This is a genomic window from Vibrio sp. SCSIO 43153 (assembly GCF_023716625.1).
Classification (GTDB): Bacteria; Pseudomonadota; Gammaproteobacteria; order Enterobacterales; family Vibrionaceae; genus Vibrio; species Vibrio rotiferianus.
In genome coordinates this window covers 1,418,714-1,440,071 of record NZ_CP071856.1, presented here as the reverse complement: position 1 = coordinate 1,440,071, position 21,358 = coordinate 1,418,714, and the positions used below count along the sequence as shown (strand labels likewise).

The following is a 21,358-nucleotide window of genomic DNA, read 5'->3' as shown; positions in this document are numbered from 1 at the left end:
GATCACAAAACGGAAGCCTCATCGCTTCCGTTTTTTCTATCTGAACTCACCGATTTAAATAGCTCAGCGCCACACATTTAATAAAGATGAAATTAGGGAACATCGCCAAGCGTTGGTAGTGCTCCTGCGAGATTTCACGAATCTTCTCATTCACTTTGCCCTCTGAGACAGCCAGCATCGCCATACCACTGCCAGTAATTGCATCGGTAATATCTTGCAACGAGCGGCGGTAGAATGCCACAGGAACCGGTTCTCCTACCGTATTCCACATATCTTCTACCAACTCTTTATCGTAGTAATTGCCTGAAGCCGAACATTCGAAATCCGCAAAAGGGTGGTGAGTTGAAAATACAAACTGACCGCCCGCTTTTAAAACACGTTGAATGTCGTCAAACAATGGGCGTAAATCTTCAATGTAATGAACCATCAGAGGACAAATCACTAGGTCATACTGTGAATCTTGCTCTTCGGGTAATCCTATAGCAAGGTTTTGGGCGTAAGCCTTTACCGAATCACCGAGCTTATTTTTGACGATATCAATCATCTCTTGTGAAGCGTCGATACAAGTTACTGAACTCGCACCGAGATCGAAAAGAAGCTGTGCGTAAATACCCGAACCGCAGCCCAAATCCAGAACCTTTTTACCCGTAACGTCACCGACAAGCTCAAGCGTATTTGGACGCTCAAAGTGTGCGTTGTACAGGTTATCTTGCGCCGCCAAATCGTATTGCTTTGCGTAGGTGGTGTACATTTCTTGCTTCATGGTGACTCCAACAGAAAAGTGGGATGCGAAGACTAGAAAATACCCGATAACAAAGCGCGTTAGAAGCGTGATCTTTCGCGTGTATTGGAGAAGATGAGTGACTGGCTGTGAGATTGAGCCTTTCCAACGTGTTGCAAAGGCTCGATGTGTACAAATAAAGCGCTTATTCGAACGATAAGAACAACACTAGCGCATTCGAACCACATTGGTTTCTTGTTTGCTTTTCATTTCTCCAAACGTCAAAACAAACGGCGAAGACTGCTTAACGCGACTAGGCAAAGAAGACAACGCATTGTAGGCGTCCTGCTTACTCTTGAAGTCTCCCACCGTTACCGTGTACCAGCGAGTGCCTCGACTATTCTTCCAGTTCACCCACACAGGGTGCTTCGGATCAATGTAGCGAATGTACTCTTTTACATCCTTCTCTTTTTTCAGCGCCAATACTTGCATGGTGTAATGGTTTGGGTTGAGGTAGCCATAAGCATCTTGCGATGACATCACACCTACGCACTGCCCTGCCTCTGTTGGTTGATGCTGAGGCATTACACAGCCAGTAAGTGAAATCGCCAATGTCAAAGATAGAATCTTGCGCACGCGTAACTCCGTTTGTTGTTCTGAATGGTTCTCTTACGGATTAGGCGACCATAAATGCAAGAATATGAAACTAAAAACAAAAACGGCAGACTGAACATTTCAATCTGCCGCTTGATTAGCAATGGATTCGCTAGGGAAGCACCACCTGATTCTTCCCATTTCGCTTCGCCTCATAAAGGCTTTTATCTGCTCGGCGGAAATACTCATCGTTATAGGTAAATGTCTCTATCAAACCGCCATGGCTGACACCAATAGAAGTCGTGATATGCAGGTTTTCCTCCCCTGCTTCAAACAATACATCATCAATATGTTGGCGTATGGCTTCAAGGCGCTTCGGCAGGTCATCGGTACCTTTTAATAACATCAAAAACTCTTCCCCACCCCAACGAATCAGTAATTCTTGAGAGCGTAAATGCAACCTCAATCGCTCTGAGAATCCCTCTAGAATGCGGTCACCAGCCTCATGCCCATGAACATCATTCACTTTTTTAAAGTTGTCGATATCAAAAAGCACAACACGATACGGTGTTTGTGCATCTAACTGGTGAGGGTGATCAATTTGATCGTAGTAATAACGTCGGTTATGCAGTTGAGTAAGAGGATCAAGCAGAGAAAGCTGTTGAAGCTCTTGGTTTTTACGTTGCGTCACTAAAACTCTAGAAACGGCAAATGCCAATACCACTGCCGAGATCGCAATCCAAAAAATGGCGATCTGAAAACGAAGTTTCTCTTGGTCTAATTCAGATTCCGCCAAGCGTTTCTCTACTTCTAATAGGTCTCTTTCACGTTGAATATGCTCCGTCGCAAAGGCTTGCTCCAAATCATATACCTTACCCAGCAGTTGTTTTTTTCTATTGATGGAAAAGTGCTTGTACGTGTTTAGTGCTTCCTCATATTCGCCAAGCTTTTCAAAAATTTTCGCCTTTTGCTCCGCGACTCTAATAATCCAACGCTCGTGTTTAATCGACTCAAATGCGGCCAAACTCGCCGCTGCACTTTTCATAGCTTGATCAGGTAGCCCTAACGCAAGCTGGCTCTTGGACATGATCAGATAACACTGTCCATACTCAACAGGGTAATCAGCAGCAGAAGGCAAGGTAACACATTGCTGCGTGGCTTTAAGCGCATCGGTATAGTTTTCTTCGAGCAGTAATAGATCTGCTTTGCCTTTTAACTGAATGAGGTGATAGCGCAAGTTGGTTGATGTCGGTTTATAGTATTTCTTTGACTTTTCATACGCTTGTCGCGCTAAGTCAACTTTACCTTGGCGATTGTAAATATGCGCCTCATTCAGGTACATCACTTGAAGCCCTTTGGTTTTATCACCACGAGCATGACGAGCCAAATAGACTTGCTGTGCTTTTTGAATAAATTCTAGTGCTCTATCCCAACTATCAATATGCAGATAGAGAAGCCCAAGGTTGTTATAAATCGTTCCCTTGTATGCTTCTTGATTAATCTGATTTGCAATATTGAGCCCATCTAAAAAGTAACGTTGCGCATCCACTAATTGATTGGTTGCGTTACTCAATGCGCCAGCAATATTGTAGAGCTTTGGCAATAGGGAGTGAAGGCGATCGCGCTCAGCAATTTTTATCGCTAGTTGAATTTCAGTAATACCAAGCTCATTTCGTCCATGTAAGGTATGGTCCATTGCACTATCGGCCAGCAATATAGCCTCTAACCAAGGTTGCTCGGATGATTTGGTGATGTCTTGTAACTGCTGGCGATAACTCTGAGCTAAGATAGGCTCATCATTTGCTCGGGCTAAGCGGTATTGCAGATAGAGTGCAAAAGACTTTTCAAGCTCCGTGGTAAATGGCATTCCGACGGCTGATAATACTTCTTGTGCACGTTTCGAGTCCACATACGTTAACTCACTCACATCAAGTAATACTTGCCCAACAGGTGACTTAGCTAGCAGCTCTTCAGGATCTAAAGTGGGTAACTGCTGTGCTGAAGTATCGTCACGCCAGTAATCGTGTAAAGCAAAAGCAACCACTGCCCAAAGCAGAGCAGCTAGCAACGTGACAACATAGCTTTTTCTCACGAGGTATTACATTCCATCTCAGTTATATTAAGACTTTTCTTTCTAGAAGCATCTGATTCATAAGCGAAGAGTAACATCAATTAAAAGCATTCCCAAGCATGCATAAGAACCAAGATACATATAGTTATGAAGATTAGCTAATTACTCTAATGGCACGTTTTATTGCCATATGTATATATTCTACAGCGAAGTGAGAAAGGAAGGAATGAGCTTGACAAGAACATAAAAAAACCGCGCTTTAAGCTTACGGCGCGGCTTCTAAATCTTAATTCATTTCATTAGAACCAGCTCGCAACCAAACGTTTGAACCAATCCATTAGGCGCTTAAAGATGCCGCCTTCTTCAACAGGTTCCAGCGCAACCAATTCCGCTTCTTTGACTACATCACCATCGACTTTGTACAACACTTTGCCGACAACTTGGTCTTGCTGAATTGGAGCTATTAGGTCGCCATTGTATTCCACTTCGGCTTCCAGCTTGTTCACATCACCTTTTGGCAACGTTAGGTAAATATCACGATCAACACCGACTTTTAGCTCGTCTTGGTTACCCATCCAAACGCGTGCCGTTGCCACTTCTTTACCTGCTTGCGTTGGTACAACGGTATCGAAGAAACGGAAACCGTAGCTCAGAAGCTGTTTGCTCTCTGATTCACGCACGCTAGGGCTTTTCGCACCCATCACAACCGCAACTAAACGCATGTCACCGTTGGTTGCCGAGGTCGCGAGACTGTAACCCGCGCCGCTGGTGTAACCCGTCTTCATGCCGTCAACGCTCATGCTTCGGTCACGTAGCAAGCCGTTACGGTTGTATTGAGTGATGCCGTTGTAGGTAAACGAAGTCTCGCTGTACAACGGGTAGATATCAGGAAGATCACGGATAATCGCACGGCCTAGCGTTGCAATGTCACGCGGCGTTGAATACAGACCATCGCTATCCAAACCATGTGGGTTGGTAAATGCAGAGTTTGATAGACCAAGTTGGTTCGCCCAGCTGTTCATCAAACCAACAAACCCCGCTTCACTGCCTGCAACGTGTTCTGCGATAGCAACACTGGCATCGTTACCCGATTGAACAATCAATCCACGGTAAAGATCGGAAAGTGAAACCGACGTGCCGACTTCGATAAACATCTTGGAAGAATCAGGGAAGTTTTTCGCCCACGCGTTGCGGCTGATCACCACTTCATCGTCTAGGCTAATGTTGCCAGACTTCACCTCTTGACCCGCAACATAAGCGGTCATCAGCTTAGTCAAACTTGCCGGGTTTAGGCGTTTGTCGGCATCACGTTCCACTAGCACGGTGCCAGTGTGGTAATCCATTAATACGTAGCCACGAGAGCTCAGCTCTGGGGCATTTGGAACAACGGTAGGAGCAGCAAAACTAAACGCAGAAATAGCAGTCAAGGTGGTCGCTAACGTAGCATTGAATAAAGTGTTTTTTCTCATAGCAGCATTCTGTGGCTTACAACTTACAAACTAAGTCGAGTATATGGAAACGCTGTTCAGTTACAGCACCTCTGTTACGATTGGTTACGTTTACTCGATATTTGTCGAAAAGAATGCGAAGTTCGTTGGAATTTGTGCTTATTCGTTAACCAATCCCTTGAAATCATGAATTTTGATTAGCCCTAGTTCAGCGCTCACGTTCTTTGGAGCCTTACCAACTTTTACTCGCACGTCACGCTGCTACTTTTGGTCAAACAATCTTCTCCAAAACCAAGCGAATATTTACACATCAAAACATTACACCTCATTGCATTTTTCACTAAAAATCTTACTTTTAACCAGTTTAAAAGCCTTAAAACTCTATCGATTTGCAATATTTTACACAAAACATTATGATCGTGTCGCATTTTTTAATTAGAACTCAAAACAATCGGAGGGCGGTTTTAGTGTTTTTCTTGTTCAGGAAAGGCACATTTAAAAAAGCGTACATGTTGTATTTATGGATAATGCACTAAAAAAATATAGTATCGACACTACCGACTATCAGGTTGGTCAAGATAACGTTCAAAAATGGGGATTTGATATCCACAATCCAGTGTTTGGGATTAGTGCTGGTCTTGTTCTTCTCTGTCTTGCTTCTCTTTTAATTGTTGATCCTTCAACAGCCCGTGATGCCTTAAACGGCGTTAAGAACAGCATCATTTCTGACTTCGATGTGTTCTTCATGTGGTCTACTAACTTCTTCATCGTATTTGCTATCGCTGTCTTACTTTCACCGCTGGGTAAAATCCGCATTGGTGGTAAAGACGCGCAAGCAGAACACTCAACAGCCTCTTGGTTATCTATGCTGTTCGCAGCGGGTATGGGTATCGGTCTGCTATTTTGGAGTGTTTCGGAACCAACGGCTTACTTCACTGATTGGTACGGCACACCACTGAACGTAGAACCTTACACCGAGGAAGCAAAATCACTCGCTATGGGTGCAACCATGTTCCACTGGGGCATTCACGGTTGGGCGATTTACGCCATCGTTGCACTTTCACTGGCTTTCTTTGCCTTCAATAAAGGCTTACCACTTTCTTTGCGCTCTGCGTTCTACCCACTATTTGGTGATAGAGCTTGGGGCTGGTTAGGTCACGTCATCGACATTCTTGCGGTACTTTCAACCCTGTTTGGTCTAGCAACTTCGCTTGGCTTGGGTGCACAACAAGCCACCAGCGGCATCAACCACGTATTTGGTTTGGATGGCGGCATTGGCATGCAAATGATCGTTATTGCGTTTGTGACCTTTATTGCGGTTCTTTCTGTCGTTCGAGGCATCGACGGCGGCGTTAAGCTATTAAGTAACATCAATATGGCAGTGGCATTTGCCCTACTTGCTTTCGTGTTGTTCATTAGCTTTGATGTAGCGACAACTTCTATCTGGGATACGACCGTCGCTTACGCAAAAGACATCTTCGCGCTAAGTAACCCACATGGTCGTGATGATACGGAATGGATGCACGGCTGGACTGTGTTCTACTGGGCATGGTGGGTATCTTGGTCACCATTCGTTGGTATGTTTATCGCACGAGTTTCAAAAGGTCGTACTGTTCGTGAATTCCTATTTGCCGTTATCGTTATTCCAACCACAGTGACACTGATTTGGATGGCGGTATTTGGCGGTATCGCGCTTGATCAAGTCGTCAATAAAGTAGGTGAATTGGGTGCGAACGGCCTGACAGATATTTCGCTAACGCTGTTCCACGTTTACGATGCAATGCCGTTTAGCTCTGTGATTTCTGTTCTGTCTATCGTTCTGATTTTGGTGTTCTTTATCACTTCATCAGACTCAGGTTCATTGGTTATCGATAGCATCACGGCTGGCGGTAAAATTGATGCACCTGTACCACAACGTATTTTCTGGGCATGTATTGAAGGCTCTATCGCCGCGGTTATGCTTTGGATTGGTGGTAAAGAAGCACTGCAAGCACTTCAATCCGGCGTGGTGGCGACAGGCTTGCCATTCACCTTTGTTCTATTGTTAATGTGTGTCAGTTTGATCAAAGGTTTGAGATCAGAATTGCCTGCTTATCAAAACACCGCACAAAAACAATCTGTCGCTTAGTAAAAGCGGTAGAGCATCAAGATGAGAAACGAGCGTCCATTTGGCGCTCGTTTTTTTATCCGCGTCATTGCCTGTATTGTTGAGTCAGTAAGTTAAGTTCTTACACATAAAAAAGCCCCAAGCACAAAGGCCTGGGGCAAATAAAGCAATGAGTTATTGGTCAAGGGTAGCTAACTCACCACTGGAACAACGTTGTATTCATGAATGGTGATGGAGCCTGCTTCCTCAATCGAAACTTGCCACGTCTCGTTAACGGTTAGGTTAACGACTTCACCTTTCATCATCGAATCTTCATAACTGTCTGCTGTTAATCGAATACGCAGTTCCACTTGGAAACGATCACCATTTGGTTTCACTTCGATCTGCTGAACGTCGTGATCGCAGTTTGGTTTGAAGGTCGCACGAGCAATCGCGTACCAATCACGGAAACCGTCATGCCCTAAGAATTCACCCTCTGGCATCGACCACTTCACGTCTTGTGCTAGCTTGTCGGTGAAGAACTCTGTGTCTTCTTCCAGCACATCGAACTTGGCAAACCACTCTGCAACAAACTTCTGCATACGACTTTCTGGTGAAGCCGTGATCTCCTCAATCTGCGCCAACAAACGGCTCGCATGATCTTTTGCTCGTGCTTGCACCTCTTCCAATTTGTTGTACACATTTGGAATGTAAACCATGCGGTGCGTGTAAATAGGCTTACGGTAGTTCATTCCTGCCAAGTAAGCGGTTTGTTGGAATGGGTAAACAAACTGCTCAATAGTAAAGTGGTTGTAGCCAAGTGGATCGTAAGACTCTTCAGGGCCACCTACCGTAAAGGAAAGAATGAAATCTTTGCCTTTTAACTTGTCGCCTTCCGGGCCGTAAGCGAAGTTGAAATTGAATACATCATCCACCCACTTTTTCAGCAAGGCTGGTGACGAGTACCAGTAGAATGGAAATTGAAGCACAACCACATCCGCACTCACGAGCGCCGCTTGCTCTGCTTCAACATCAATTTGATAGTTCGGGTACAGAGTATCTAGGCGGCGAACTTCAACATCATTCAGTCCCGCTTTTAGCTCGTCTATGATAACGGTGTTTGTGTATGACTCATCTAGGTTTGGGTGACCTGAAATTACCAGTACTTTGCTCATCGTGATTCCTCTGTTTCGAAGCGTTAACCGATGAGTAGAGAATACGCCGAAGTGACCTTTAGTTTTAGACGCTCTTTACTTAAATCATTATTAGGTAGAAACTAAAGATAAACACATCACTCGGGAAAAGGCATGAACGGCACGACCTACAACCAACTAATGATGTTCCATACCATTGCGCAAGAAGGCAGCATCACCGCCGCAGCACGTAAGTTAGAGATCGCACCACCCTCGGTGAGTCAGGCGTTAAAGATGTTAGAAGAGCAACTCGGCTTGCCTTTGTTTACGCGTACCACTCGCCGCATTGAGTTAACAGAAGCGGGGCAGTTGCTCTATGAACGCACGTTAGCGTCGATGTCAGAATTAAACCTTGCTGTTGAAAGCGTTAGCGACTTGAGCCGAGTCCCTTCAGGTAAAGTTCGTATTACCGTGCCTCGATTCGTGTATCAATCGCTACTCAAACCCATCTATATTGAGTTCTGCCAACGTTATCCAAGCATTCAATTGGAGATTTCTGTTTCAGACAAAGCCATCGACATCATTCGAGACGGCTTTGATATGGGCATCCGCTTTGGTGACCGAGTAGAAGAAGGCATGATTGCACGTCAGCTTACACTCCCAGTGAAAGAAGCGTTATTCGCCTCACCGGGCTATGTTGAGCAACATGGTTTACCTGAAACACCCGATGATTTGAAGCAACACAAGCTGATTCAGTATCGATTTATTTCGTCGAACCAAGTCGCTCCGCTGAATCTAAACAATCAAGGCGAGACCATTACCGTCAACATGCCAACTGCCCTCATTGTGAATGATACAGATGTGATGATAGACGCCGCGCACAACGGTTTGGGGATTGGGCGTATCGTGACGCCAATGGTCGAAGAAGGCTTTAAGAAAGGTGAAATCGTGCCTGTGCTTGAAGAATACTGGCAGCCCTACTCGGGTTTGTATGTCTACTTTCACAAGAATACTCAAAAGGCGAAGCGCGTACGCGTACTCATCGACTTCTTACTTGAGAAAGCTGAGCTCTAATACAACAAAAAAGGAATGCCGAAGCATTCCTTTTTTACTGATTCAGAAAGGGCAATTATTCAGGCTTCTTCGCCAGAGCCGCATCAATGTCTGCTGCGCTGTGACGCTCTGCCACTTGCTCCCACTCTTCACCCCATGCGCGGTTAACAATGCGACCACGTTTTACCGCTTCACGCTCATCAATCGCTTTCGCCCAACGCACAACGTTTTTGTAGCTTGCTACGTCTAAGAATTCAGCCGCATCGTAAGCACGACCCAATACAAGGTTGCCGTACCAAGGCCAAGTTGCGATATCAGCAATGCTGTACTCATCCCCACCTAGGAATTCATTGTTTGCAAGACGCTTGTCGAGTACGTCTAGCTGACGTTTTGTTTCCATCGTGAAGCGGTTGATTGGGTATTCAAACTTCTCTGGCGCGTACGCGTAGAAGTGACCAAAACCACCGCCTAGATATGGCGCAGAACCTTGAAGCCAGAACAACCAGTTCATTACCTCAGCACGTTTCGCGCCTTCTGTTGGTAGGAAGTGACCAAACTTCTCTGCTAGGTAAAACAAGATGTTACCAGATTCAAACACGTTCACTGGCTCAGCACCTGAACGGTCTACCAACGCAGGAATCTTCGAGTTCGGGTTAACGGACACAAAGCCAGAACCAAACTGGTCGCCATCGCCAATCTTAATCAGGTACGCGTCGTATTCTGCTGCTGTTACGCCTGCCGCCAAAAGCTCTTCAAACATGATCGTCACTTTCTGACCATTTGGTGTACCCATTGAGTAAAGTTGGAATGGGTGCTCACCAATTGGAAGCTCTTGCTCATGACGTGCGCCAGAATCCGGACGGTTGATGCTCGCCCACTGACCGCCGTTTTCATTATCGTTTGTCCAAACTTTTGGTGGAATGTATTCGTTAGTCATTGTTATCCCTTATTGTGTTTGAATGCATCTTCAAACTGACGGCTCTTGCGCGCCAGCAAGCATTATTAAAATCACCACTTCGCCAACTGCGATTGGGCATACTCAAGATATTAGGTCGAATTCGCCAAATAAAAGTCCTGCAATCTCTTTTAGTTAGAACCTTTGGTTATGGGAATTTCTTTCACGCTATAAGTAAAAAATACACGTTAATGTGAACTAGGTTCGAGATGCCAATAACGAAGTACAGATCAGATTCAACGGCCCATCCATCATCTCTGTCTTAATCAAGCTCGTATCGTGGCAACAACTGATCGAGAACGCGAACCCGTGTAGGTAATCTGCCAATAGATCCAAACTGTCTTTCTCCACTTGCGGAGACAATGCCAAAGGCTGAACAATGATTTGATAGCGCTCGGTAAACACTTGAGCCGGGCCATGAGATGTCATGCTCAGCATGGTTTGTAGTAACCCGTTGTATTCACGCAACAGTTCAATGTAGCTAACACACAAGTTTTTGAGTTCGCCTTGCCAATCTTCATTCACTTTCGGTTGATAAATTTCCTCCACCAGCGATGTGGTCAACGCTTCAAGCAACGCATTCTTGTTTTTGAAGTAGTAATAGATCGCCATAGGATCCACATTTAATTGCGTCGCTAACGAGCGAATACTTGGTACCTTGCCATCCTTTATCATCAATGACTTAGCTGTATCTAGGATGTTTTCTGCGCTTAACTGCGACTGCTTGGCGGCTGGTCTCCCGCGCTTCTTTTCGTTGACAGACATTTGATCTTCCCGATAAACTCAGAATTATTCTACATTGTAGAATTAATTTTAAACCATACTTTAGCTTGGCTCAAGCATCACCATTTTGATGAGGTACTCATGGCAAATATCGTATTTATTGCAACCAGTCTGGACGGTTACATCGCAGATAAGCAGGGCAAACTCGACTGGCTACATTCAGTACCAAATCCAGATAACATTGATACTGGCTTCTTCTCACTGATGGAGCGTATTGATGGCTTGGTGATGGGACGCAACACACTAGATGTCGTACTGAGCTTTGATTGCGATTGGCCATACAGCCAACCTGTGTTCGTACTCAGCAACACCATGACGGAAGTGCCACAAGGCTACGAAGACAAAGTCTTTCTAGTAAAAGGAGAGCTAAAAGATGTGCTTGCGGATCTAAACGCAAAAGGCTTTAACGACCTTTACATCGACGGCGGTGTAACGATTCAGAACTTCCTGAAAGAAGATCTTATCGATGAAATGGTGATCACGCGCTTCCCTATCCTACTTGGCGGCGGCGCACCTCTATTTGGGGATTTGGAACAACCATTGAACTTCAAAGTCACCAAGAGTGACGTTGTTTTGGATACCTTAGTTCAAACCACTTACGTGCGTGAAAGGTAATCTACCTAGATAATTTGAACAAAAGAAAAACGCCCTTCATGGAGATATGAGGGGCGTTTTTTTAGGTATCACAAAATTTTGTCTAGTACATAGGGTTGGTTTAGCATCATTTCATCATGCGTCTGGCTTCCTTTTTAATTTACAAGCTAACCATGGAATTAAGTCGTATAACACCCTGAACATAAATGCAAACAGGGCGGAGAAGATTGCTACGTAACCTAAATCAGAGTTGGTATACGACGACTCAGCCTCTTTGAACTCAACATTAGATTTCACTCCAGATGTATTCGGTGTAGCCTTAATGTTTAGTAGCTCTGATGAAATTACAGAAATGTTTAATTGGTTACCTTCTATAAAATTATCAATCACAACCTTTTTTGAGGCAGCACCGACGTTACTAAATTCTACTTTCCCAAAGGTGTGCCGTGGCTCTGTGGTATAAAAAACGCGGAAAAGTGAAGGTCTCTTATCCGTGTCGACATCGATTGAAAATAGGTAGTCGTCAATAGTCTTCTTGCCAATATTTGTCAGGTTTATAGTCATAAGATATGAGTTTTCCACTTTCTGACCGAATAATTCATGTTTACGATTACCTACTTCTTGGGACGTCAAAATCTCTTGGGGATCACTTAACTGAACAAGTACCTCTTTCTCGGGGGCAACCAAGTCCTGTATATACGGCGTTACCAATACACTTAGGGGAATCACGGCAAGGGCGAGTAGCAAAGGAAAAATATAAGTGGAAAAAAACTTAGACTCAGCCATTTTCTCTATCCATATTTTTGATTGTTAGTTTATGAGCGACATACTTTATCTGCTCTTCTGTGCTAACTGGCGTGTGCTCTTTATCAGGCATTGATAGCTTAATTTCTAAGTCAAGGTTCATGATATTTTTGTCATTGGTAGTCATTATTGACTGTACTTCATCAACATATAGGGATCCAAGCCTGTTTTTTTTCTTAATATCACGCTCCAAGTTTTCTAAAATTGGCTTTTGGTACTCCTCAACATAGGCTTTTATCTCATCTTCAGTGACCTTACTTTTAACTTTACTTTTGATAATTTCATAAATACATAAAGTAACAGTTGCCGATAGCGAACCCACTAAAAATAGGATAAATGAGCCACGTTCGACCCTATCAACATCTAAGTGAATATTGTTGTTAATGAACTTTTGAATTTTAGTGCGACTTGTTCTTTTATTCATATCACACATAGTTTCGAAAACACTTTGCTCCACGGCCTTGTGAAAGTGAGACAAGAGAGCCGTTAGTGTGGCTGATGATAGTCTGTCTGGTTTGCTTACCAGCTTAATATTGATATCCATATTTTTAGTTTGATCCTAGGTGAAGATTTATAGGTAGGGCTCATGATTTATACTTGCAAAATCATCATACATATGCAATCAAGTAAAATAAATGTCATGCAAAAAATAAATGCTCTGAAAAACAAAAGGTAAGAACTACTTCACACTCTCTTTCTATGAGTAGATTCAATATAGATTGCTCAAACTTTCCTTGATACTCCATCGTTTTAAAACACCTTTCTGAGATTAGGATAATTTAATCAAACAACGCAGCACGATAAAGTACGCTCAATAGAATGTAACTAAGGTTGGGGCAAAAGTGTGCCAAACAAAAACGCCCTTCACTCAGATGAAGGGCGTTTGTTATTTGAGGTTAAGTTAGTGGGCTAAAGCACTAACCCACCGTCAATCTTGAGTACTTGACCTGTTATGTAGGCACTCTTGTCGGAGGTGAGGAAGGAGACGCCATTGGCGATGTCTTGCACTGAGCCCATTCGGCCTAATGGGGTTTTGCCTTCCATCATTTGAATCACTTTCTCTGGTAGGTTCTTGGTCATGTCGGTGGCGATAAAGCCTGGCGCGACGCAATTGACGCGGATTTGTGCGCCTTTTCTTGATAGCTCTTTCGCCCAGCCTTTACTCATCGATATTACACCGCCTTTACTTGCGCCGTAGTTGCTCTGGCCTATGTTGCCATCCGTCCCCACGATAGAAGAAATGCTGACAATGCTGCCTGCACCTTGTTCTAGCATGACAGGAGCAACGCGCTGGGTGAGTAAGAACACCGCTTTTAGGTTCACGTCGATAACGCTGTCCCAATCTTGCTCTAACATGTCTGGCAACAGTGCATCGCGAGTGATGCCCGCGTTGTTTACCAGCGCATCGATTCTTCCGTGCTGCGCTACGATACTTTCTACCACTTCGCTGACGGCTGCGGCATCACACAAGTTGACTTGATAACTGCTTAGCTGCGCCGACTGGCTCCATTCCACGGGTGATATATCTAGCCCGACAACGTGGAATCCATCCTCCAGTAATTGCTCACAAATCGCTTGGCCAATACCACGAGCCGCACCAGTGACTACTGCTACTTTTTCCGGTTTCATCTTGGTCTTCCTTAAATATTGAGATTACAAATTCGCTTGTATCCCTAGCGTTTTTTGTTTTTATGCCTAGTCGCGTTACAGCTGCGCTTCTCATACGCAGGGTCTTTCATATCTTATAAAAACTATAGAAACAGTCTGGGAGTCGGATGTGAACTAATCAAGACAACTTGATGATGGTTTGCCAAATAGTTCGTTTCCGTCACCGTTCTGCCGATCAACCAGTGCAACAAATGCGCTTTTTGTTGAATAACTCGCCTTTCATTTAAAGCTCAGACGAATAATTTTTAGATTAGGCAGCAAAGTCACATTAAACCTGTGGGTATTACATTCTTGATATCAAAAATCTGGATTACGATTTTAAAGATACAGCGTGTTTTTAAACATGGACGTGAAAAGAGACGCCTTACCTGACAAAGATAAGAATACCTACGGGAGATAAAATGAATCAGGCTTACATAGACGCAGCAAGAACGCTGCAACAATGCACGTTCGGGGGTTCCCGACGTGACATTAATGACCTTGTTCAATCAGGAAGCATTGAAAACTGGGTCGCTCAACAAACACTTATTCCCTCTTCTTCTTGGCTGACGCACTTTGAGCAAGATGAGCTTAACGTACCCGACTTAGGGCAAGGTTTATACTACGCCAGCAGTTGGACGCGCATGACGGTAGAAGGACAAGACATTCTGCGCCAACGCATCGCATATACCCTCTCCCAACTGTTTGTGGTGAGCGTGAAAGATCCGGCGTTCAGTGCCGCCTCTAAGCGTCGCTACATGTGCCAATACTTTGATGGATTGCTCGATAACGCTTTTGCTAACTTCCGAGATGTGATTCGTTTTGTGTCGACATCCCCAATCATGGGTGAATATCTGACCTTCGTGAACAACGTTTCTAATGAGCTCACAGCCCCAGATGAAAACTACGCACGAGAGCTGTTACAACTGTTCACGCTTGGCCCAGTCAAACTGCGTAATAACGGTGAAGTACGTTTGGATGCCGAAGATAACGAAGTTGCATCGTACACCCAAGAAGACATTGAAGAACTGGCTCGTGTGTTCACCGGTTGGAAATTCATCGACATTCGCGGTAACGACAAATACAGCCAGCCGATGGAACCGCGTGGCGAACACGACATGGGTGAAAAACACATTCTTGGTAAGAAGTTCCCTGCCGGCGTAAGCGCGGTAGATGAACTGGAAGCAGTGATTGAACTCTTGATGAACCAAAACACGCTTTACACCTTTGTGACCAAATTCTTCATCAATAAGCTTGTGACCAGTAACCCTAGAGCGGGCTACGTTCGCCGTGTGCGCCGCGCATTCAAGCGCTCCGATGGCGATATGCAAACGCTAGTGATCGCGATTTTAACCGACAAAGACGCGCTGCGTTCTGGCAACACTGTAGGCAAACTGCGTGACCCACTGTCTGTATTTACGCATGCGATGCGCGCGCTACAAGTGAAGCGACGTGACGGTGTGATGATGTGGCCAAAGCAGTTCAACTGGTATAACAGAACGCTGCCTCTGTCTGCCCCTTCTGTGTTCTATTACTACCAACCGGATGATGCGCCAAACCACCCTGATTTTAATGGTCTGGTTGCGCCTGAGTTCAACGTTTATCAATGGCACGACATCTATCAATACGGCATTCAATTCCGCGAGTTAATCGCTCGATTTGAAGAAGAAGCCAAAGATTGGTACATGGATGAAGCGCTATTCGCCCGTTACCTTGCTTTTGATGACGAAGGCGTTGTGGATTACCTCAACGAGCATTTGTTTGCTTACCAAATGAGTGAGCAAGCACGTCAATGTTATCTCGATTACCTCGCTCAGTGCCCAAGCCGCCAATCTAAGTGGCGCAAAGAGATCAAGAATCTCGTTATGAACGCACTGCTTTCACCAGAATTCATTACACAGGGGTAATCACCATGAACTTAACTCGACGTCGATTTTTACAAGCAGGTTCCGCTGGTGTGGGGATTTCTGCGCTTAACCTTGCTGCATTCCCAGCCTTTGCTGATTCGTTTAACCAATGCAAGAATGGCTATCGCGCTGTGGTTGGTATCGACCTTGCGGGCGGTAACGATGGCTACAACATGCTTATCCCAACCGCCGCTAACGCCAACAGCCAATACCGCGCGCTGCGTGGCAACTTGGCTTTGGATGAGACAACCTGTATCTACTTAGACGCAGTGAACGACGAGGCCAAACTGGCACTCAACCCAGCGATGGCAGCCCTTAAACCTTCTTGGGACAGTGCTAACCTTGTGCCTGTGGTAAACCTCGGTCCGTTGACTCAGCGCGTCAACAATGTGATTTACGATGAAAGCACTCGTCCGGCGCACCTGTTCAGTCACTCGCATCAATCCACTATGGTGCAGTCTCACGCCACCAAGTCACTGTCGAAAGAAGGCTTTGGCGCGAAAACATCCACAGAACTTGGCTCTATGCTGCGTAGTCTGAACGAGTTGTCACCGATGTTTGATATTGGCGGCACACAAGTGTGGACCAACTGTATTGAAGCCCAATCCAACTCGGTTGGGTCTCAACCACCAAGTGATATTTTCAACGATCAACGCTCACGCGATCTGTTCGATCAACTGCAGAGCACTGGTAGTTACGGCAACGTCTTCCAATCTCATTATGCAGGCGTTGCCGTGGACTCAACCAGAATGTACGAGCAGTTCAGTGCGATTCTAAATGCTGATATCCCAGACGTATTCCCAGAAACGCGCATCGGTAAGCAATTGAAAGCCGTCTTTAAACTGCTGCTGCATAAGGACCAGTTCCAGCATCCTGCGCAGTACTTTAGTTGTAAGTTGGGCGGGTTCGATACTCACTCAGCTCAAATCAGCCGTCAAACAGGCTTGCTACAAGAACTGGCAGAAGCCATGGCCGCTTTCCAATTAGCACTAGAGAACAACGGCTTGTTCGAGCAAGTGACGACGTTTACGCATTCTGAATTTGGTCGAACTCTGATTCCGAACGGCACAGATGGGACTGACCATGGATGGGCAAGCCATGCATTAGTCATGGGCGGCGGTGTGGCCGGAAAAGCGATAGTGGGTGAATACCCAGACTTATCTGAGACGAGCCCTTACTTGCTTTCACGTGGCCGTGTGATTCCAACCATCTCTTCAGATCAGCTTCATGCGAGCTTAATGGCGTGGTTAGGGCTGTCTGAAACGGGAATTAATCAATTATTCCCTGCGCTGGATAACACTTTGACAGATTCAATCCAACCTCAGACGCTCCCTATCTTCAAACCTTGCTAAGATAGCAAGAAGTAGAGTAATTCGGGTTTTAGAGCTGAGTTATCAGGCAATCAAGTAACGCATCATGCAGTTACTAATAAGAAAAAGCAGTGCTAAACAAAAGGCTCCGTTAACGCGGAGCCTTTTTATCATTGTGCGATTTCTTCTCGCTCTTCACGCTCAGATTGCGCTTTTTGCAACCAAGGCTGAAGCAAGAGATTGAACAACATACCCGCAATAAACAGGGTGATCACGATACTCGCCCCACTTGGTAAATCGTAACGAGCCGATGCTGCAATGCCAGATATGATCCCAACCATACCGATGCTGATACTGGCGACAAAAAATCGAGTTCCCTTTAATGCCGCCGCACATAAAGCTGGAATCACCAACAAGGCAAATTCCAAATAGATGCCAGTTAACTTGACCGTAATAGGCATCAAGATAGCAAAGATCAGATAGAAACCACTGCCCTGCATAAACGCAGGTTTTAACCATACCAATAGCAACATCGCAGCGGTAATCAATGCCAAAGGCCAAACGTCAGCCCAAGTTGCCCATAACAGTTGCCCATTAAGGATCCCTTGAATAAAGTCTCCGCCATGCGGGTCTTTGCTCACCAGCAGTATCGCCAGCGATGCAGACACCACAAACAAGCTACCTATCATAGGTTCCAAATGCTGTTGGTAGCGCTTTTCCATTAAGGCAATCAGACCGCAAAGCAGTAACGACATCACCCAAGGACCAACCATTTCACCAAAGAAAGAACCAGAAAAGAGAGCGTATTGGTTCAACCTATAGTGACTCAGCGCTGCCCCCAAGGCGGCAACTTGTGCCACCGCCAAATCAATAAAGATAATTTGGCGTTTTAACACTTGCTGCCCGAGCACCACGTTACCAACCAGAGCAATCAAGCCACACAGCACCGCTGGTAATAGCCATGCATAATCTGCCATGGCTTAGATCTTCACCGGAACAGGTTGCACTAACACATCCAACAAATCATCGATAACTTGGTCGTACATTTCATCCAAACTTTCACCATCAGAAACCGTCAAAGGCAACTGAATCAGCGGCTTATTGGTTTGTTTCTGTAGCCAGTTTGCTGGACGCTGGTCTTGATGCGACGAGTAGACAATCGCTTCAAAAGAATCCGAGTCCAACTTAGTTAAAGATTGAAGGTGAGAAGTGGTCGGTGAAATGCCCGGCTTTGGCTCTAGGTCAGCGATTTGTTCCATGCCAAGCCAATCGTATAGATAACGGTAGGTTTCGTGATAACCCACCACTTGTTTACCCTTTAATGGCGCAGCTTTCTTATTCCACTCATTAAGCTTTTTACGCCAGTGAGCGCGGAACTTCATACCATTCACTTGATAGCTTTGTGCGTTGTCTGGATCGATGCTCTTCAAACGTTCTGTTACAGCACGCGAAATCGCAACCATGTCATTCGCCGCAAACTGCACATGTGGGTTTCCGTGCGCATGAATGTCCCCCATGCTGCGGTCAACGTGATCATGAGTATCTAACATGCGCACGAAGTCCGTCGCATAGATCATGCTCGGCGCACCATTTTGCACCGCTGCATTGCTGCTACGAACTTGCAGCATCGGTAACCACCCCACTTCTAATTCAGCCCCCGAGCACATAGCCATGTCCGCTTGGCGCATCTTGGCAATCAATGAAGGGCGAGCTTGTACGTAATGTGGGTCTTGCTTAGCCGTTGTCGCTGAATAAATGCTGGCGTCTGGCGCATGGCTTTCAAGAAAGGCTTTCCATTCTGGCTCACAAACGAAGATGTTGAGAGCCGAAGCAGGCGAAGCAATGATGGCAGCCCCCGCCGCCATCACTGCTAAACTGCATTTTCTTAACGTCAGCTTAGAACGCATGTGCACCGTGCGCTCCAAACGTCATCACGTATTGCAGTGTGAATACGTTGTCTGTTTCGCTGTCTTGGTTATCAATGCGAGAGTATTGCGCACGGATAGTACCGAAGTGAGAAGAATCCCATGCGATCATCGCATCCATCTCTTTATCGTTTAGTGCCGTGAAATGCATGTGGTCACCGTGTGCGTGGCCGTCGTAGCTTTCTGCTTCACCGTAACGCAGGCCTGCTGACCAGCTTGGGTTAAAGCGGTAAACACCTGATACGTAGTATGCGGTAAGCTTGTCTGGAGATTCCGCGTCATCTTTGAACTTGCTGTCTACCACACCGTCAAGCAACATGTATTCTGCAGATAGCGTGAAGTTGCTGTACTTGTAGTTACCATCTGGTGCCCATTTCCATACAAAGTCAGCGCCGTAAAGGTTCTCACCCGTTACTGCTGCTGCATGGCTATGGTCGTGACTATGCTCTTCTTCATGACCGTGGTCGTGATCTTCGAACTCTTTCACTTTACCATTTTTGTTGTACAAGTAGCTCAAGCCAAACTGCCAACTCGATGATTCAGAGAAATCACTGCCTAGCTTCAGCGTCGTCGTGTAAACGCCAACTTCAGAGCCATCTTCAACTGAAGACATCTTGCTACCGCTTAGCGCCTCAGCACCAAACTTTACGTATAGATCCGTTGGCAACACGATGTTTGCGCGAACACCATCGTCGTAATAATGCGAACCTAGGAACGTACGGTAAGCGATTGGGCGCTCAACAAAGCTGTCGGTGTGCATGTGTTGATTATTCAGGTAACCAAAGTCAGACAGGAATCGACCAGCACGCACATTCAAACCGTAAGGAAGTGCGAGTGTTTCGATGAATGCCTCTTCCAAAACAAACTCTGTCTCATCACCATGGCTTTCTAGTACTGCCGTCAGTGCACCATGAAACTTGTCATCAATGTTTGCTGACATATTTAATTCAGTATGACCAAGACCAAAACCCTCTTCGCGCTCTGAGTTATGACGCTGTCCATCTTGATAGTAACCGTCTAGTACCACTCCAATCTGAGGATTCGAAAGTGTATCTGCAAACACTGGGGAGACAAACAAACTACCAACCGCTAGAGAGACCAATTTTTTATTCACTGCATTTTCCTTGCTTATTGTTATGTTATAACGTTTAGATTTGCGCAATGTTATAATATAACAATTCGTATTCAACAAGGAGAATGTAAGAAAATGTAACAGAAAAATACATTTCCTCTTGTGAAAGCGTTATCTACAATTCATTCAATATCATTATGAATCCCACTTGGACTCACTCTTCATAATCACCCGGTATTTCAATATGTTAAATATGGACTTTTCAAAAAGACTGGTTATCAGAGCCTCTGATCAAGATTGGGTAGCCAGCCCTGCGGCAGGTGTATGGCGCAAACCATTAGAGCGAGAGGCGAAAGAGTCAGGGCATACAACCAGCTTGGTGAAGTACGAACCAAACTCGAAGTTTGCTACGCACCCTCACCCACATGGAGAGGAGATACTGGTACTTGAGGGCGTATTTTCTGACGAGTATGGGGACTATCCGGCAGGTACTTACCTACGCAACCCTCCAGGAAGCAAACACGCACCTTTTAGCAAGAAAGGCTGCGTGCTCTTAGTAAAACTGAACCAGTTTGGTCCTAACGATCTCGAAACGGTGCATATTAATACCAGTCAAGCTGAGTGGTTGCCGGGGATTGGTGGGCTGCAAGTCATGCCACTGCACAACTTTGAGCACGAGCACGTTGCATTGGTAAAGTGGCCAAAAGGTGAAAAGTTTCAACCACACCATCATTTTGGTGGCGAGGAGATCCTCGTACTATCCGGGGAGTTCAATGATGAGTTTGGGAATTATCCAAAACACACGTGGCTGCGCAGCCCACATATGAGTGAGCACTTTCCTTTTGTTATTCAAGAAACGGTTATCTGGGTAAAAACAGGGCATCTACCCGTTGGTTAAAACTCAGAAACACAAACGGCCCGAATGTTCGAGCCGCCATTAATGCAGTACTAGATTATCACTACACGCTCATAATTTTTGAGTAAAGCCAATCTTTCAGCTCTGAACGGTTGTGTTTGAGTGTGTTCATTTGATGATCGTCAATAGGGTTTCCTTGCAATTCGAGTTCTCGGATTTCCTTATCAAGCGTATTGTAATTTTTAGCATTTTCAGCGAAGTCAGCGTCATTCGCCGTAAGTTGAGTGATTGTATCCAAATGTTCCGGAAATTCATGAGTTAGTGAGTGATTTTCGCCTAACATAAAGACCTCTTTGGCTGAGCGTATTTTGTTAAAGAAGCTGCTCATTTATTGAGCAA

At 45.3% G+C, this 21,358-nt stretch carries 20 protein-coding genes; 6 read left to right on the top strand and 14 right to left on the bottom strand.

Annotated elements, in window-relative coordinates:
* Positions 1-46: 46 nt before the first annotated feature.
* The 4 genes from J4N37_RS22705 to J4N37_RS22690 all read right to left on the bottom strand — a co-directional run bounded on the left by J4N37_RS22705 (position 47) and on the right by J4N37_RS22690 (position 4,855).
* On the bottom strand, positions 47-763 hold the full coding sequence (locus J4N37_RS22705) for a class I SAM-dependent DNA methyltransferase (protein ID WP_252042452.1): 717 nt from the start codon (positions 761-763) through the stop codon (positions 47-49).
* 186 nt (positions 764-949) lie between these two features.
* The gene (locus J4N37_RS22700) at positions 950-1,357 is read right to left on the bottom strand and encodes an SPOR domain-containing protein (RefSeq protein ID WP_010452876.1); all 408 of its coding nucleotides are present in this window, start codon (positions 1,355-1,357) and stop codon (positions 950-952) included.
* A 130-nt stretch (positions 1,358-1,487) separates the two neighbouring features.
* Positions 1,488-3,407, bottom strand: coding sequence for a tetratricopeptide repeat-containing diguanylate cyclase (locus tag J4N37_RS22695; RefSeq protein WP_045393752.1), 1,920 nt, complete (start codon positions 3,405-3,407; stop codon positions 1,488-1,490).
* A 278-nt stretch (positions 3,408-3,685) separates the two neighbouring features.
* Positions 3,686-4,855: a D-alanyl-D-alanine carboxypeptidase family protein gene (locus tag J4N37_RS22690; protein ID WP_252042451.1), complete on the bottom strand. Its 1,170-nt coding sequence runs from the start codon at positions 4,853-4,855 to the stop codon at positions 3,686-3,688.
* A 499-nt stretch (positions 4,856-5,354) separates the two neighbouring features.
* Here J4N37_RS22690 and J4N37_RS22685 point away from each other — a divergent pair, with 499 nt between their 5' ends.
* Positions 5,355-6,962: a BCCT family transporter gene (locus tag J4N37_RS22685; RefSeq protein WP_005439125.1), complete on the top strand. Its 1,608-nt coding sequence runs from the start codon at positions 5,355-5,357 to the stop codon at positions 6,960-6,962.
* Between the two features lie 170 nt (positions 6,963-7,132).
* Here the strand turns inward: J4N37_RS22685 and J4N37_RS22680 are convergent, their stop codons facing one another.
* Positions 7,133-8,095, bottom strand: a complete 963-nt coding sequence (locus J4N37_RS22680; RefSeq protein WP_252042450.1) for an NAD(P)H-dependent oxidoreductase — start codon at positions 8,093-8,095, stop codon at positions 7,133-7,135.
* Between the two features lie 132 nt (positions 8,096-8,227).
* On the opposite strand from J4N37_RS22680, the gene J4N37_RS22675 reads away from it, so the two are divergent.
* Positions 8,228-9,127, top strand: coding sequence for a LysR family transcriptional regulator (locus tag J4N37_RS22675; RefSeq protein WP_122071139.1), 900 nt, complete (start codon positions 8,228-8,230; stop codon positions 9,125-9,127).
* Positions 9,128-9,182: 55 nt separating this feature from the next.
* Here J4N37_RS22675 and yghU read toward each other — a convergent pair whose 3' ends face one another.
* Positions 9,183-10,043, bottom strand: coding sequence for a glutathione-dependent disulfide-bond oxidoreductase (gene yghU, locus J4N37_RS22670; RefSeq protein WP_009706277.1), 861 nt, complete (start codon positions 10,041-10,043; stop codon positions 9,183-9,185).
* A 216-nt stretch (positions 10,044-10,259) separates the two neighbouring features.
* On the bottom strand, positions 10,260-10,826 hold the full coding sequence (locus tag J4N37_RS22665) for a TetR/AcrR family transcriptional regulator (RefSeq protein WP_252042449.1): 567 nt from the start codon (positions 10,824-10,826) through the stop codon (positions 10,260-10,262).
* 99 nt (positions 10,827-10,925) lie between these two features.
* Here J4N37_RS22665 and J4N37_RS22660 point away from each other — a divergent pair, with 99 nt between their 5' ends.
* Positions 10,926-11,459, top strand: coding sequence for a dihydrofolate reductase family protein (locus J4N37_RS22660; protein ID WP_252042447.1), 534 nt, complete (start codon positions 10,926-10,928; stop codon positions 11,457-11,459).
* 114 nt (positions 11,460-11,573) lie between these two features.
* On the opposite strand, the gene J4N37_RS22655 is transcribed toward J4N37_RS22660, so the two are convergent.
* From J4N37_RS22655 to J4N37_RS22645, 3 genes are all read right to left on the bottom strand, one after another.
* Positions 11,574-12,224 carry a hypothetical protein gene (locus J4N37_RS22655; protein WP_252042445.1) on the bottom strand — a complete coding sequence of 217 codons (651 nt, stop codon included), beginning with the start codon at positions 12,222-12,224 and terminating at the stop codon, positions 11,574-11,576.
* Entirely contained in the window at positions 12,217-12,786 is a 570-nt protein-coding gene (locus J4N37_RS22650; RefSeq protein WP_252042444.1) for a hypothetical protein, read from the bottom strand. The genes J4N37_RS22655 and J4N37_RS22650 overlap by 8 nt, the downstream gene beginning before the upstream one ends.
* A gap of 365 nt (positions 12,787-13,151) precedes the next feature.
* The gene (locus J4N37_RS22645) at positions 13,152-13,871 is read right to left on the bottom strand and encodes a beta-ketoacyl-ACP reductase (RefSeq protein ID WP_180826995.1); all 720 of its coding nucleotides are present in this window, start codon (positions 13,869-13,871) and stop codon (positions 13,152-13,154) included.
* Positions 13,872-14,311: 440 nt separating this feature from the next.
* Here J4N37_RS22645 and J4N37_RS22640 point away from each other — a divergent pair, with 440 nt between their 5' ends.
* Entirely contained in the window at positions 14,312-15,796 is a 1,485-nt protein-coding gene (locus J4N37_RS22640) for a DUF1800 family protein (protein WP_252042443.1), read from the top strand.
* A gap of 5 nt (positions 15,797-15,801) precedes the next feature.
* Complete coding sequence (locus J4N37_RS22635) at positions 15,802-17,148, top strand: DUF1501 domain-containing protein (protein ID WP_252042442.1); 1,347 nt, start codon at positions 15,802-15,804, stop codon at positions 17,146-17,148.
* Positions 17,149-17,276: 128 nt separating this feature from the next.
* Here the strand turns inward: J4N37_RS22635 and J4N37_RS22630 are convergent, their stop codons facing one another.
* Genes J4N37_RS22630 through J4N37_RS22620 form a run of 3 tightly spaced genes read right to left on the bottom strand, consistent with a single transcriptional unit; the run spans position 17,277 to position 20,145 of the window.
* The gene (locus J4N37_RS22630) at positions 17,277-18,083 is read right to left on the bottom strand and encodes a metal ABC transporter permease (protein ID WP_252042440.1); all 807 of its coding nucleotides are present in this window, start codon (positions 18,081-18,083) and stop codon (positions 17,277-17,279) included.
* Between the two features lie 3 nt (positions 18,084-18,086).
* Positions 18,087-19,013, bottom strand: a complete 927-nt coding sequence (locus tag J4N37_RS22625) for a metal ABC transporter solute-binding protein, Zn/Mn family (RefSeq protein ID WP_252043304.1) — start codon at positions 19,011-19,013, stop codon at positions 18,087-18,089.
* Positions 19,003-20,145: a hypothetical protein gene (locus J4N37_RS22620; protein ID WP_252042438.1), complete on the bottom strand. Its 1,143-nt coding sequence runs from the start codon at positions 20,143-20,145 to the stop codon at positions 19,003-19,005. The genes J4N37_RS22625 and J4N37_RS22620 overlap by 11 nt, the downstream gene beginning before the upstream one ends.
* A 202-nt stretch (positions 20,146-20,347) precedes the next feature.
* Between J4N37_RS22620 and J4N37_RS22615 the strand changes: the two genes are divergently transcribed.
* Positions 20,348-21,001 (top strand): cupin domain-containing protein, encoded by a 654-nt coding sequence (locus J4N37_RS22615; RefSeq protein WP_252042437.1) that lies wholly within the window; start codon positions 20,348-20,350, stop codon positions 20,999-21,001.
* A 61-nt stretch (positions 21,002-21,062) separates the two neighbouring features.
* Here the strand turns inward: J4N37_RS22615 and J4N37_RS22610 are convergent, their stop codons facing one another.
* Positions 21,063-21,302, bottom strand: a complete 240-nt coding sequence (locus tag J4N37_RS22610) for an HP1242/YdcH family protein (protein WP_010452898.1) — start codon at positions 21,300-21,302, stop codon at positions 21,063-21,065.
* Positions 21,303-21,358 lie beyond the last annotated feature (56 nt).

What these genes read in the sequence shown, in the direction of transcription:
- J4N37_RS22705 (WP_252042452.1), bottom strand. Translation starts at nt 763, where the DNA reads ATGAAGCAAGAAATGTACACCACCTACGCAAAGCAATACGATTTGGCG.
- J4N37_RS22690 (WP_252042451.1), bottom strand. Translation starts at nt 4,855, where the DNA reads ATGAGAAAAAACACTTTATTCAATGCTACGTTAGCGACCACCTTGACT.
- J4N37_RS22685 (WP_005439125.1), top strand. Translation starts at nt 5,355, where the DNA reads ATGGATAATGCACTAAAAAAATATAGTATCGACACTACCGACTATCAG.
- J4N37_RS22680 (WP_252042450.1), bottom strand. Translation starts at nt 8,095, where the DNA reads ATGAGCAAAGTACTGGTAATTTCAGGTCACCCAAACCTAGATGAGTCA.
- J4N37_RS22675 (WP_122071139.1), top strand. Translation starts at nt 8,228, where the DNA reads ATGAACGGCACGACCTACAACCAACTAATGATGTTCCATACCATTGCG.
- yghU (WP_009706277.1), bottom strand. Translation starts at nt 10,043, where the DNA reads ATGACTAACGAATACATTCCACCAAAAGTTTGGACAAACGATAATGAA.
- J4N37_RS22665 (WP_252042449.1), bottom strand. Translation starts at nt 10,826, where the DNA reads ATGTCTGTCAACGAAAAGAAGCGCGGGAGACCAGCCGCCAAGCAGTCG.
- J4N37_RS22660 (WP_252042447.1), top strand. Translation starts at nt 10,926, where the DNA reads ATGGCAAATATCGTATTTATTGCAACCAGTCTGGACGGTTACATCGCA.
- J4N37_RS22655 (WP_252042445.1), bottom strand. Translation starts at nt 12,224, where the DNA reads ATGGCTGAGTCTAAGTTTTTTTCCACTTATATTTTTCCTTTGCTACTC.
- J4N37_RS22650 (WP_252042444.1), bottom strand. Translation starts at nt 12,786, where the DNA reads ATGGATATCAATATTAAGCTGGTAAGCAAACCAGACAGACTATCATCA.
- J4N37_RS22645 (WP_180826995.1), bottom strand. Translation starts at nt 13,871, where the DNA reads ATGAAACCGGAAAAAGTAGCAGTAGTCACTGGTGCGGCTCGTGGTATT.
- J4N37_RS22640 (WP_252042443.1), top strand. Translation starts at nt 14,312, where the DNA reads ATGAATCAGGCTTACATAGACGCAGCAAGAACGCTGCAACAATGCACG.
- J4N37_RS22635 (WP_252042442.1), top strand. Translation starts at nt 15,802, where the DNA reads ATGAACTTAACTCGACGTCGATTTTTACAAGCAGGTTCCGCTGGTGTG.
- J4N37_RS22630 (WP_252042440.1), bottom strand. Translation starts at nt 18,083, where the DNA reads ATGGCAGATTATGCATGGCTATTACCAGCGGTGCTGTGTGGCTTGATT.
- J4N37_RS22625 (WP_252043304.1), bottom strand. Translation starts at nt 19,013, where the DNA reads ATGCGTTCTAAGCTGACGTTAAGAAAATGCAGTTTAGCAGTGATGGCG.
- J4N37_RS22615 (WP_252042437.1), top strand. Translation starts at nt 20,348, where the DNA reads ATGTTAAATATGGACTTTTCAAAAAGACTGGTTATCAGAGCCTCTGAT.
- J4N37_RS22610 (WP_010452898.1), bottom strand. Translation starts at nt 21,302, where the DNA reads ATGTTAGGCGAAAATCACTCACTAACTCATGAATTTCCGGAACATTTG.